Annotated in this window: 14 protein-coding genes; 13 read left to right on the top strand and 1 reads right to left on the bottom strand. The window is 72.2% G+C overall.

The annotated features are described in order from the left end of the window. Positions 1–96: 96 nt before the first annotated feature. Complete coding sequence (locus SRB17_RS00910) at positions 97–507, bottom strand: VOC family protein (protein WP_153533743.1); 411 nt, start codon at positions 505–507, stop codon at positions 97–99. A gap of 136 nt (positions 508–643) precedes the next feature. Between SRB17_RS00910 and SRB17_RS00915 the strand changes: the two genes are divergently transcribed. The 13 genes from SRB17_RS00915 (at position 644) to SRB17_RS00975 (ending at position 12,700) form a co-directional block, all read left to right on the top strand. Continuing rightward, the gene (locus SRB17_RS00915) at positions 644–1,018 is read left to right on the top strand and encodes a hypothetical protein (RefSeq protein ID WP_153533745.1); all 375 of its coding nucleotides are present in this window, start codon (positions 644–646) and stop codon (positions 1,016–1,018) included. Positions 1,019–1,110: 92 nt separating this feature from the next. Beyond that, entirely contained in the window at positions 1,111–2,034 is a 924-nt protein-coding gene (locus SRB17_RS00920; protein WP_153533747.1) for a hypothetical protein, read from the top strand. Positions 2,035–2,778: 744 nt separating this feature from the next. Further along, positions 2,779–3,534 carry a GntR family transcriptional regulator gene (locus SRB17_RS00925; RefSeq protein WP_323374803.1) on the top strand — a complete coding sequence of 252 codons (756 nt, stop codon included), beginning with the start codon at positions 2,779–2,781 and terminating at the stop codon, positions 3,532–3,534. Positions 3,535–3,686: 152 nt separating this feature from the next. Continuing rightward, positions 3,687–4,811: a TIGR03364 family FAD-dependent oxidoreductase gene (locus SRB17_RS00930; protein ID WP_323374804.1), complete on the top strand. Its 1,125-nt coding sequence runs from the start codon at positions 3,687–3,689 to the stop codon at positions 4,809–4,811. A gap of 35 nt (positions 4,812–4,846) precedes the next feature. Further along, positions 4,847–5,554 (top strand): phosphonatase-like hydrolase, encoded by a 708-nt coding sequence (locus SRB17_RS00935; RefSeq protein WP_228395807.1) that lies wholly within the window; start codon positions 4,847–4,849, stop codon positions 5,552–5,554. Between the two features lies 1 nt (position 5,555). Continuing rightward, positions 5,556–6,602: an ABC transporter ATP-binding protein gene (locus tag SRB17_RS00940; protein WP_153533753.1), complete on the top strand. Its 1,047-nt coding sequence runs from the start codon at positions 5,556–5,558 to the stop codon at positions 6,600–6,602. Then, positions 6,595–7,377, top strand: coding sequence for a 2-aminoethylphosphonate ABC transporter permease subunit (locus SRB17_RS00945; RefSeq protein WP_153533755.1), 783 nt, complete (start codon positions 6,595–6,597; stop codon positions 7,375–7,377). Before SRB17_RS00940 ends, SRB17_RS00945 begins: the two co-directional genes overlap by 8 nt. Continuing rightward, positions 7,364–8,161: an ABC transporter permease gene (locus SRB17_RS00950; protein ID WP_323374805.1), complete on the top strand. Its 798-nt coding sequence runs from the start codon at positions 7,364–7,366 to the stop codon at positions 8,159–8,161. The genes SRB17_RS00945 and SRB17_RS00950 overlap by 14 nt, the downstream gene beginning before the upstream one ends. 47 nt (positions 8,162–8,208) lie before the next feature. Beyond that, the gene (locus tag SRB17_RS00955) at positions 8,209–9,264 is read left to right on the top strand and encodes a 2-aminoethylphosphonate ABC transporter substrate-binding protein (protein ID WP_153533757.1); all 1,056 of its coding nucleotides are present in this window, start codon (positions 8,209–8,211) and stop codon (positions 9,262–9,264) included. 125 nt (positions 9,265–9,389) lie between these two features. Further along, entirely contained in the window at positions 9,390–10,169 is a 780-nt protein-coding gene (locus tag SRB17_RS00960) for an HAD-IIA family hydrolase (protein ID WP_153533759.1), read from the top strand. 148 nt (positions 10,170–10,317) lie between these two features. After that, on the top strand, positions 10,318–10,884 hold the full coding sequence (locus tag SRB17_RS00965; protein WP_153533762.1) for a hypothetical protein: 567 nt from the start codon (positions 10,318–10,320) through the stop codon (positions 10,882–10,884). A 9-nt stretch (positions 10,885–10,893) separates the two neighbouring features. Beyond that, the gene (locus SRB17_RS00970; RefSeq protein WP_153533765.1) at positions 10,894–11,565 is read left to right on the top strand and encodes a class F sortase; all 672 of its coding nucleotides are present in this window, start codon (positions 10,894–10,896) and stop codon (positions 11,563–11,565) included. A gap of 112 nt (positions 11,566–11,677) precedes the next feature. After that, positions 11,678–12,700: a glycoside hydrolase family 6 protein gene (locus SRB17_RS00975; RefSeq protein ID WP_153533766.1), complete on the top strand. Its 1,023-nt coding sequence runs from the start codon at positions 11,678–11,680 to the stop codon at positions 12,698–12,700. The last annotated feature ends 2 nt before the right edge of the window (positions 12,701–12,702 follow it).

The raw sequence follows: 12,702 nt of genomic DNA on the forward strand, positions 1-12,702 counted from the left end.
GGGTGGGCGTCGTTCAGGTGGCTCGGCAGGTGGGCGCGGTCCAGTGGTGGTGTGGCTCACTCCGGCAGGGTCGCGCTCACTTCGGCAGGGTCGCGCTCACTCCGGCAGGTTCAGCTGCCAGGAGACGCCGAAGCGGTCGTTGACCCAGGCGAACTTGGGGCTGAAGCCGTAGTTGCCCAGGGGCATGAGTTCCGTGCCCTGCTCGGTGAGGGCCGCGTGGAGGCGGTCGATCTCGGCCTCGTTCTCGCACTGCACGAAGAGCGAGATCGCGGGCGTGAAGGTGAAGTCGTGATGCGCGGGGCTGTCGATGCACATGAACTGCTGACCGGCGAGCGAGAACGTGGCGTGCTGCACGCTGCCCTCCTTGCCGGCGCCGTCGGCCCCGTAGCGAGAGACGTTGACGACCTCGGCGTCGTCGAAGAGCGAGGTGTAGAAGGCCATCGCGTCCTCGGCGTTGCCCTCGAACATCAGGAACGTGGTGATCTTCTGTGACGTCGCGATCTTCATGCTGCATGCTCCTCGGCGCTGTCGGGCAGGGTGCGCAGGCCTGTCCAAGTGTTCACAATGAACCCAAGCGCATCAACCGAATCAAACGGACACCGTCGTCTCACTGAACGCACCGTCGGTGCAGTGAGGAGTGATCATGCGCTGCTCTCGCATCACCACCGCCGTCCTCGTCGGCGCCAGTCTCGTGGCTGCCCTCGGCGGGACCGCCGCCGCCTCACCGGTCGGCACCGTCAGCCCCGCGAAGGCCAAGCCCGGGCAGACGGTTTCGCTCACGCTCAGGGGATGCAGTGATCCCAGCAAGGGCGGCCGCGCCGAAGGAGAGCAGGTCGGCCGGCACACCTCGGAACGCACCCCCATCCGCACCGTCGAGCTCAAGCCGGCGGCGAACGGCACGCTGGTCGGGATCGCCGCGATCGAGCGGAACACGCAAGCGGGCGTGGCGCAGATCTACATGGCCTGTGCCTCCGATCCGGACACCGTGGTCACGGTGGACGTCACCGTCACGGGCTGACCCCGCTCCGACCCGCTGATCGAGCGGACTTCCCGCTCCGTAGCGGAGTGGCGGGCCCAGACACGTCGACCGACCGGCATGGTCATGTGTTTATGCGACTGTCTACACCCCTGTCCCTGTCCCTGCCCCTCTGCCTCGCCGCAGCCGCCGTGTCCGCCTCCGCCTGGGTGATCGGCCCCGCGGCGCCGGCCGCCGCCGTCGTCGACCCGCCCCCGGCCTGCACCGGCGGCGACCCGCGGGCCTTCCCGCTGTCCGCCCGGATCCGCGGCGGGCCGCCCTCCTACGAGGCGGGTGGCGGATACGGCACCTGGTACATCGACCTCACCAACACCACTCGCCGGACCTGCACCGGCATTCACCCGGTGGTCGTCCTCGTCGACGACAAGCACGCGCTGGAGCCGGACCAGCCCCAGCTGGAGTTCTACGACGGCCCCACGGCCCGGCCGGTGACGTTCGAGACGACCGACGAGCAGGAGCTGGTCGGCGTGCTCGACGGCGCCGGGTTCGACGGGTTCGCCGTACCGGCCGGCCGGACCGTCAGCGTCAAGGTCAGGCTCGTGTTCCCCTCAGACACCGCATCCGACCAGGTCACCGTCAACGCCGCCGTTGTGCAGCGGCGGGGCGACGACGGGGACTGGGTCGGGGAGTCCAACGCCTACCGGTTCGGGATCGGGGAGTACGCCTCGCCGGCCCCGGACCCCACGCAGGACGGCGGCGTGGCCCCCAGCGCGGCCGGCAGCCCCCAGCCCACACCCGGCACAGGCGCAGGCGCAGGCACCAGTACCGCCACGGCCGGCACGGGCGCCGGTACCCCTACCCCCGGCCCCGGTACCGCCACCCCCGGTCCCGACGCCGACCCGGATCTGCCGTTCCCCGCCGGGGCGGAGGAGGCCGGAGAGCGGGCCAGTGAACTGGCGAGCACGGGCCCCGGCCTCGCCCACGGCCTGCTCGCGGCCGCCACCGCGCTCGCCGGGGTCGCCGGCGGCGCGCTGCTCCTGGCCCGAAGACGCCGCTGAGCCGTCCTGCTACGACGGCCACCCCTGTGGCTGCGGTCACCGCTGAGCCGGGGCCGTCGCACGACGGCCCGCTCCTCCCGCCTGCGCCCGCCACTGAGCCAGGGGCCGTACGACGCGCACTCCCCGCCTCCGACTTGCCGCCGACCCGGGGCTGTATGACGGACCACTCCTCCCGCCTCCGACTTGCCCCCGACCCGGGCCCGGACGACGGCGGGCCCCCGCCTGCGCCCACCGCTGAGCCAGGGGCCGTACGACGCGCACCCCCCGTCTCCGACTTGCCGCCGACCCGGGGCCGGGCCCGGACGACGACGGGCCCCCGCCTGCGACCACCGCTGAGCCAGGGCCGTACGACGCGCACTCCCCGCCTCCGACTTGCCGCCGACCCGGGGCTGTGTGACGGATCACTCCTCCCGCCTCCGACTTGCCCCGGACCCGGGACCGGGCCCGGACGACGACGGGCCCCCGCCTGCGCCCGCCGCTGAGCCAGGGCCGTACGAGGCGCACTCCCCGCCTCCGACTTGCCCCCGACCTGGGACCGGGTCCGGGCGGCGACGGGCCCCCGCGTACGACCACCGCTGAGCCAGGGGCCGTACGACGCGCGCCCCTCCCGCCTCCGACTGCCCCCGACCCGGGACCGGGTCCGGGCGGCGACGGGCCCCGTCTGCCGCCGCCCCTCAGTCAGAGGGCCGACGACGCGCACCCCTCCCGCCCCCGGCCATCCCTCCCGTCTGCGACGATCCCTGCGTGGACTACCCCAACGACCAGGCCCCCGGCGCCCCCGTCCGCTCCGGCATTCCCGAGCACGGGCGCATCCCCAAGTACTACGCGGTGAAGGCGCGCATCGCCGCGCTGCTGGAGGAGCTGGGGGAGGACAGCGTCATCCCCACCGAGCGGGACCTCGCGGAGCGGTACGACGTCGCCCGGGAGACCGTACGGCAGGCCGTGCGGGAGCTGGTACTGGAAGGGCGGTTGCGGCGGAAGGGGCGGGGGACCGTCGTCGCCGGGCCCAAGCTCGCCCAGCCGCTGTCCCTCGCGAGCTACACCGAGGGCGTGCGCAGGCAGGGCCGTACGCCGGGTCGTACGCTCGTCACCCTGGACCGTTTCCCCTGCCCGGACGCCCTCGCCGCCGAGACCGGGCTCACCCGGGGCGAGCCCGTATGGCACCTGGAGCGCGTGCTGCTCGCCGACGAGGAGCGGGTCGGTCTGGAGAGCACGTACGTCGCCGTGGAGCGGGTGCCCCGGCTGGACGCCGACTTCGACCCCGACTCCTCCTTCTACGGCTATCTCACCAGCCAGGGCATCTCCTTCGGCGACGCCGACGAGCGTGTCGAGACCGTGCTGGCCACGCCCCGCGAAGCGCTGCTCATCGGCACCCCGCCCGCCCTGCCGATGCTGCTGATCCACCGCGTCTCCCGGGACACGGAGGGCCGGCCCCTGGAGCGCGTGCGCTCGCTGTACCGGGGGGACCGGTTCTCCTTCACCACCCACCTCACGGGATGAAAACACTCGTCAACCAGTGAAAAGCGCCCTATATCGACCGCCGCGCAATATCACGGAAAGATAACGGGTCTAGCCCAAACGTGATGGGTCGTTCACGCTCTCGTTGTCAGCCGGATGTCTCCGGTTCCCCGATCGCGAGGAGCGTTGCCGTCGTGAAAGTGACAGTCGTCGGAGCAGGCGTGGTGGGCACCATGCACGCCTGGCATGCCCTGCAGCGTGGCCACCAGGTCGTCCAGATCGAGCGCGAGGCCGAGGCGCGCGGCGCCTCGCTGCGCAACTTCGGGCAGATCTGGGTCAGTGGCCGCGCCGGTGGAGAAGAACTGGAGACCGCGCTGCGGGCGCGGGAGCTGTGGGAGGGCATCGGCGCACGGGTGCCGGCGCTGGGCTTCCGGGCGAACGGGTCCCTGACCCCCGTCCGCGGCCCCCTGGAGCTCGCCGTCGCCGAGGCCGCCGTGGCCCGCGCGGACGCCGCCGCCCGCGGTTACAAGCTCCTCGTCCCGAGCGAGGCCCGCGCCCTCAACCCGGCCCTGCGGGGCGACTTCACCGCCGCCCTGTACTGCGAGCGGGACGCGGCCGTGGAGCCGCGCACCGCCCAACTCGCCCTGCGCGCCGAGCTGTCGAAGTCCCCGGACTACACCTTTCTGCCGGGCCGGGAGGTGCGCGAGGTCGTCGGCGCCGGGACCGTCCGGGACGACCACGGGGACGTGCACCGGGCCGACACGGTCGTCCTGTGCACCGGCGCCTGGCTCGGCGGACTGGTCCGCGAACTCGCGGGACCGGACCTTCCCGTGCGCCGGGTCCGCCTCCAGATGATGCAGACCGACCCGCTGGGCGAGCCGCTGCCGACCTCCGTCGCCGACGCCGACAGCTTCCGCTACTACCCGGCCTACGCCTCCCCGGCGCTCGACGAACTCACCACCCTGCAGCCGCAGCCGGAGACCGCCGCCACGCACAGGATGCAGCTGCTCATGGTGCAGCGCGCCGACGGCGGCCTGACCATCGGCGACACCCACGAGTACGAGCACCCCTTCGCCTTCGACACCGTCGAGGAGCCCTACGAGCACCTCGCCGGCGTCGTCGAATCCCTCCTCGGCCGGCCGCTGCCGCGCATCCGTCGCCGCTGGGCCGGTGTGTACGCGCAGTGCACCGAGCCCGGCCGGGTGGTGCACCGCCGGCAGGTGCACGAGGGGGTGTGGCTGGTCACCGGGCCCGGCGGGCGCGGCATGACCTGCGCCCCCGCGATAGCCGAGACCACCGCGAACGAACTGGGCTGGTGAGCACCCCCATGACCCCCTTGACCCCCATGCCCCCCATGCCCCCCGTGACCACCGACATCCGCCTCGTCGTCCTCGACATGGCCGGCACGACCGTCGCCGACGGCGGCCTGGTCGAGCGCGCCTTCGAGGCGGCCGCCGCCGAACTCGGCGTCGAACCCGGCTCGGCCGAGCACGCCGAGCACCTCGCCTACGTCCGCGCCACCATGGGCGAGTCCAAGATCTCCGTCTTCCGGCACCTGTTCGGCGCCGAGGACCGGGCCCGGCGCGCCAACACCGCCTTCGAGAAGGCGTACGGCGACCTGGTCGACGGCGGCCTGATCGCCCCGGTGCCGGGGGCCGAGGAGGCCATCCGGAAGCTGGCGGAGGGCGGCCGTACCGTCGTCCTGACCACCGGCTTCGCCCGTGTCACCCAGGACGCGATCCTCGACGCGCTCGGCTGGCAGGGCTCCTCGTTCCCCGTCTCGCTCACCCTGTGCCCGGCCGACGCCGGCGGGCGCGGGCGGCCGTACCCGGACATGGTCCTGGAGGCCTTCGTGCGCACCAAGGCCGCCGAGGACGTGAGGCAGGTCGCCGTCGTCGGGGACACCTCGTACGACGTGCTCAGCGGGGTGCGCGCCGGGGCCGGGCTGGTCGCCGGGGTGCGCACCGGCGCCCACGGCGACGCGGAGTTCCGCGCGGCCGGGGCCACGCACGTCCTCGACTCCGTCGCCGACCTGCCCGCGCTGTTGCTGGGAGACCGGTGAGATGGGCATCCGCTTCGACTCCGTCACCGTCGCCTACGACGGCAACGTCGTTCTCGACGCGCTCGACCTGACCGTCGAGCCCGGCGAGGTCATGGCGCTGCTCGGGCCGTCCGGCTCCGGCAAGACCACCGCGCTGCGGACGGTCGCCGGGTTCGTACGGCCCGTGTCCGGGCGGGTGCTCCTCGGCGGCCGGGACGTGACGGACCTGCCGCCGTACCAGCGCGGCATCGGGATGGTCGTCCAGAGTTACGCGCTGTTCCCGCACATGCGGGTGGACGAGAACGTGGCCTTCGGGCTCAGGGCCCGGAGGGTGGGCAAGGGCGAGATCCGGCAGCGGGTCGCCGAGGCGCTGGAGATGACCGGCATGGCCGCGTACGCCCGCCGGCATCCGCGCGAGCTGTCCGGCGGGCAGCAGCAGCGGGTCGCCATCGCCCGCGCGCTGGCCATCCGGCCGGACGTGCTCCTCCTGGACGAGCCGCTGTCCGCGCTGGACGCCCGGCTGCGGTCCGGGATGCTGGCCGAACTCGCCCGGCTGCACCGGGAGTTGCCGGACCTGTCGATGCTGTACGTCACCCACGACCAGGTCGAGGCGCTGACGCTGGCGGACCGGATCGCGGTGATGGACGCGGCGCGGCTGCAGCAGTGCGGGACACCTCGCGAGTTGTACCGGGCGCCGAAGAGCGAGTTCACGGCTTCCTTCGTGGGCGGCGCGAATCTGTTGCCGGTGACCGTGGGCTCCGGAGGGGTCGACTTCGCGGGGACCGAGCTGAAGGCCGACACGGGGGCGGTGGTCGCGGGGGCGCGGGCCACGCTGTGTGTACGGCCGCATGTCATCGGGCTGGGGCAGGGCCCCAACCAACTCGTGGGGGTCGTACGGGAGATCCAGTGGCGGGGGGCCACGCATCGGCTGTACGTCGAGGTCGACGGGCATTCCGTCATGGCGGACGTGCGTGAGCTGAAGGACCCGCCGCGGCACGGGGAATCGGTGAGCCTGCACTTTTCGGCGGAGGACGCGGTGTTGCTGCCCGCGGGGGTCGGCCATGAGTAGGCGGCTGCTGTGGGCCCTTCCTCCCGTGGCCCTCCTGGCCCTCTTCTTCGTCTACCCCCTCGCCCTCGTCGTCCAGCAGTCCTTCCAGCCCGACAGCGGAGGCACCTCCCTCCAGCCGTACGCCGATGTCTTCGCCTCCGAAGCCTTCCGGCACGCGCTGTGGACCACCGTGTGGCTGGCGCCGGCCTCCACCGCCGGATGTCTGGTGCTCGGGTTCCTGCTCGCGCTGGTCATCGCGTTCGTGCCGTTCCCGGGGGCCAAGGCGGTGGCGCGGTTCATCGACGTGTACCTGTCCTTCCCGTCCTTCCTCATCACGCTGGCGCTGCTGTTCATCTACGGCACCACGGGCATCATCGGTTCCTTCCAGTTCCTCACCACGCCCTGGGGCGTGCTGCTGGCGGAGGTCACCTACTTCACGCCGTTCGTGATGCGGCCGCTGCTCGCCGCCTTCTCGCAGCTCGACACCGCGCAGCTGGAGGCGGCCAGTTCACTGGGGGCGCGGGCGCCCCGGATCGTACGGCGGGTGATCCTGCCGGAGGCGCTGCCCGCGCTCGCGGCCGGCGGGAGTCTCGTCCTGGTGCTGTGCCTCAACGAGTTCGGGATCGTGCTGTTCACCGGCGCGAAGGGGGTCACCACCCTGCCGATGCTCGTCTACAGCAAGGCGATCCTCGAGTCCGACTACCCGGGCGCCTGCGTGGTCGCCGTCGTCAACGTCCTGATCTCCGTGGGTCTCTACGGCCTGTACCGGGTGGTGAGCCGTCGTGCTGGTGCATAGCCGCGGGGCCAGGTGGGCCGTGTGGGCGGTGTTCCTCGTCCTGTTCGTGCCGGTGTTCGCGCTTCCCCTGCTCGTCGTCCTCGGGGCCTCCTTCGCCACCCACTGGTCCGGCGTACTGCCCTCGGGGCTGACCACCGCCGACTACCGGGCGGCGACCCGGGGAGAGGCCCTGCAGGCCCTCACCACCAGCCTCCTCACGGCCACCGCCGCCAGCCTGCTCGCGCTGACCGCCGGGACCTGGGCCGCGCTGGCCGCCGCCGCGCTGAAGAAGCGGTACCGACGTCTCATGGACGCCCTGTTCGTGCTGCCGGTCGCCGTGCCGTCGGTCGTGGTCGGACTGTCCGTCCTGGTCGCCTTCTCCCAGCCGCCGATGCTGCTCAACGGCACCCGGTGGATCGTGATCCTCGCCCACACCGTGCTGGTCACCGCCTTCGCCCACCAGTCCGTGTCGGCGGCGATCACCCGCCTCGACCCGTCCTACGAACAGGCCGCCGCCTCCCTCGGCGCCCGGCCCGCCCACGTCCTGTGGCGGGTCCGCCTCCCCCTCCTCCTGCCCGCCCTCACCGCCGCCGCCGGCCTCTGCTTCGCCCTGTCCATGGGCGAGCTGAGCGCCACGATGATGCTCTATCCGCCCGACTGGACCCCGCTGCCCGTCCTGATCTACGCGGCCACCGACCGCGGTGCCCTGTTCACCGGCTCCGCCGTCGCCGTGGTGCTGATGGCCGCGACCCTGCTCGTCCTGTTCGCCGTCTCCCGGATCCGCACCCGGGCGTCGTACCGCTGAATCCCCCGGTAATTCCCGTCACCACCACGCCAGGAGTTGGCCTCGCCATGCCCAGAAACCGCCTCACGCTCGCCGTAGCCCTCGCCCTGCTCACGACCCCCCTGCTGTCCGCCTGCGGCGGCTCCTCCGCCGCCTCCGACGCCAAGGCCGTCACCGTCTACAGCGCCGACGGCCTCAAGGGCGAGAACGGCGACGGCTGGTACGACAAGGTCTTCGCCGACTTCACCAAGCAGACCGGCATCAAGGTCAAGTACGTCGAGGGCGGCTCGGGCGAGATGGTGCAGCGCGCCGTCCGCGAGAAGAGCAACCCGCAGGCCGACGTGCTGGTCACCCTGCCGCCGTTCATCCAGCAGGCGGACGGCAAGGGCCTGCTGCAGAAGTACAGCCCGAAGGACGCGGACCAGGTCGGCGGCGCCGACAAGGCCGCCGACGGCACCTGGACCTCCGTCGTGAACAACTACTTCGGGTTCGTCTACAACAAAAAGGAGCTGAAGCAGGCCCCCAAGACCTGGGACGAGCTGCTCGACGCCAGGTACAAGAACAAGCTCCAGTACTCCACCCCGGGCGTCGCCGGTGACGGCACCGCCGTGCTCATCAAGGCCATCCACGACTTCGGCGGCAAGGAGCAGGCCCTCGCCTACCTGAAGAAGCTCCAGGCCAACAACGTCGGCCCGTCCGCCTCCACGGGCAAGCTCGCGCCCAAGGTGGACAAGGGGGAACTGCTCGTCGCCAACGGCGATGTGCAGATGAACTACGCCCAGTCCAAGAGCATGCCCGCCCTCGGCATCTGGTTCCCGGCCGGGAAGGACGGCAAGCCCACCACCTTCGCCCTGCCGTACGCGGCCGGCCTGGTCACCAAGGCCCCGCACAGCGAGAACGGCAAGAAGCTGCTGGACTTCATGCTCGCCCAGAAGCAGCAGCAGGAGGTCAGCGAGATCGGCGGCGGCTTCGCCGCCCGCCAGGACGTCAAGGCCACCGACGCCAACGCCATCGCCCTCACCAGGCTGATGGACGGCGTGGAGTCCTTCGAGCCGGACTGGAACGACATCGACAAGAACCTCACCTCCTACGTCGAGGACTGGCAGTCCGCAACCGGAAGCTGAGCCGGTCGGCCACCGTATGACGGGGTCAAGATCAGGCCACGCTGATTAGGCTGGGGGCGTCGGTACGCCGTGGTTCCGGCGCCCCCAGCTTTTCTTGACCGTACGCACGCCAGGAGACGCACAACATGGCAGACCGCAAGCCGATCGAGTCGTGGCTCACCGACATGGACGGTGTCCTGATCCACGAGGGCGTCCCGATCCCCGGCGCCGAGGCCTTCCTGAAGAAGCTGCGCGAGTCCGGGCGGCCCTTCCTGGTGCTCACCAACAACTCCATCTACACGGCCCGCGACCTGCACGCCCGGCTGAACCGCATGGGCCTCGAGGTGCCGGTGGAGAACATCTGGACCTCGGCGCTCGCCACCGCCCAGTTCCTGAACGACCAGCGGCCCGGCGGCAGCGCCTACGTCATCGGCGAGGCCGGCCTGACCACGGCGCTGCACGACATCGGCTACATCCTCACCGACCACGACCCCGACTTCGTCATCCTCGGCGAGACCCGCACCTACTCCTTCGAGGCGCTGACCAAGGCCGTACGGCTGATCAACGACGGCGCCCGGTTCATCGCCACCAACCCGGACAACGTCGGCCCCTCCACCGAGGGCGACCTGCCCGCCACCGGCTCGGTCGCCGCCCTGATCACCGCCGCGACCGGAAAGAAGCCGTACTTCGTCGGCAAGCCCAACCCGCTGATGATGCGGGCCGGGCTCAACGCCATCGGGGCCCACTCCGAGGCCTCCGCGATGATCGGCGACCGCATGGACACCGACGTCCTCGCGGGCCTGGAGGCCGGCATGCGCACCTTCCTGGTGCTGTCCGGCGTCACCCAGCCCGACGACGTCGACCGCTACCCCTTCCGCCCCTCGCAGGTCGTCGACTCCATCGCGGACCTGGTCGACCTCGTCTGAACCCCGGCCCGGGCCGGGTCAGACCGAGCCCTACCCGGCTGACCTGGGGCTTTCAAACTACTCTCCACCCGATTGGAGCAATCGGGCGCCTCCCGAGGATGCGGAGGCGCCCGGTGCGGGGGAGCCTCCTGATAACTGGAGGTTCACGATGGGCTCACTACGCCTCACTCTCTGTACGGGATTCCTGGCCGTCGCCGCGTTCGCCCCGGCGGCCCACGCGGCCGACGGAGGCTCGGTCTCCGTGACGCCCGCGGCCCCCGCGCCCGGGACCGACGTGTCCGTGCGCGTCCACGGCTGCTCCGGGCCGCAGGGCACCGCCGTCTCGACCGCGTTCGTCACCGACGCCCGGCTGACCGGCAGCGAGGGCACCCTGTCCGGCGAGACCCGCGTCCGCTCCTCCCTCAAGGTGGGCGCCTACGACGTCAGGGTCACCTGCGCCGACTACGTGATCACCGGGAAGATCACGGTGGTCGGCGGGGGCACGGCGCCCGGCCAGACGGCCGGACAGTACGCGGATCCCGGCCGCGGGCCCGCCGGGGCCACCTCGCCCGTCGCCCCCGTCCCCGCGGGCGGCGGCGGCACCGCCCACTTCGCCACGGTGGCCACCACCGAGTCCGGCCCCGACACCGCCCAGACGGTGACCGGCCTGGCCCTCGCCGGGATCGCGGCGGTCGCCGTCGCGCTCCGTGCCCGCCGCAACCGCGGCACCCGCTGAGCGCGGGCCATGTCCGCGGACCGGGAGCGCGGCACCGGCACCGAGCGGCTCATCACCTGCCTGACCTGGGCGGTGCTGCTGTTCGGGCTGTGGCTGTGGGGGCGCGGGCTGACCGGCGTACCGCACACCACGGACGGACCCGCCACCGGGAACCTCTTCGCGCTCACACCCGCCGAGGCCGCCCGGCTGCCCAGACCGGCCGAGCCGCTCGGGCAGCACGCCGTGCCCCAGCGCGTCGACATCCCCCAACTGGGCGTCCAGGCACCGGTGGTGAGCCGAGGCCTGGACACCCGCGGCGCCGTCGACCCGCCCCCGCTGGACCAGCCGGGCGTGGTCGGCTGGTACGGCGCCGGCCCCACACCCGGCGCCAAGGGCGCGGCGCTCCTGGTCGGGCACGTCGACACCGAGACCCGGCCCGCGGTCTTCTACAAGCTCAGCACCCTCAAGCCCGGCGAGACGGTCCGGGTGGTCCGTTCGGACGGCAAGGTCGCCCGGTTCACCATCGACGACGTCCGCGTCCTGCCCCGCACCGGCTTCGACGCCCGCCAGGCCTACGGCCCGCACACCCCCGGCCGCGCGGAACTCCGCCTGATCACCTGCGGCGGCGCCTTCGACCGCGTCACCCACAGCTACACGGCCAACGTCGTGGTCAACGCGTACTTCACCGGAACCGCCCGCTGACCCTCGCACACCCCGCCCCGTACGCCCCGCCACGCGACCTCGCGACCTCGTGACGGAGCGGCCGGATATGCCAGGATTGACACCCGGACCGGTGCGCCCAGGGGGGAATCGCATGTACGACAGCAGGGGGGCCCGTTCTTCCGCGTGGGCTTCGGCGGCGGTGGCGCTGGGGGCGGCACTGCTGCTCGCCGGATGCTCCTCCGACGGCGGGGACAAGAACGGCGACCCGGGAGCCCGGGTCACCCAACAGCCCAAGCCCGCCGACCCGTTCTGGGTGAACCCGGACGGCACCGCGGCCCGCCAGCTCGCCGCCTACGAGAAGTCCGGCAAGAAGGCCGAGGCCGCGCAGATCCGCAAGATCGCCGAGCAGCCGGTGGGGGAGTGGATCGGCCCGGAGAACCCCGAGAAGGAGGCGCGCGGCTTCACGCAGGCCGCCGAGAAGTCCGACCGTACGGCCCTGCTCGTGCTCTACAACATCCCGCACCGCGACTGCGGCCAGTACTCCCAGGGCGGCGCCGCCGACGGCAACGCCTACCGCGCCTGGATCGACGGCGTGGCCCGGGGCATCGACGACCGCTCCGCCACCGTGATCCTGGAACCGGACGCCGTGCTCCACCTCGTGGACGGCTGCACCCCGGCCCAGTTCCACGAGGAGCGCTACGACCTCCTCAAGGGCGCGATCGCCAAGCTCAAGTCCCTGAGGAACACCAAGGTCTACCTGGACGCGGGCAACGCCGGCTGGGGCCACCCCGACCAGATCTTCCAGCCCCTGCAGCAGGCCGGCGTCGACCAGGCCGACGGCTTCTCCGTCAACGTCTCCAACTTCTACTCCACCCAGGACTCCATCGCCTACGGCAAGCAGCTCTCGGCGAAGGTGGGCGGCAAGCACTTCGTCATCGACACCAGCAGGAACGGCAACGGCCCCGCCACAGCCGGCGACCCGTCCCAGCGCTGGTGCAACCCCCCGGGCCGGGCCCTGGGCGAGACCCCGACGACGAAGACGGCCGACCCCCTGGTGGACGCCTACCTGTGGGTCAAACGCCCGGGGGAGTCGGACGGCACGTGCAAGGGAGGCCCGAAGGCCGGGGACTGGTGGGCGAGTTATGCACTCGCCCTTGCCAAGAACAGTAAGTGAGC

The organism is Streptomyces sp. RB17, assembly GCF_009604455.1.
Lineage (GTDB): Bacteria > Actinomycetota > Actinomycetes > Streptomycetales > Streptomycetaceae > Streptomyces.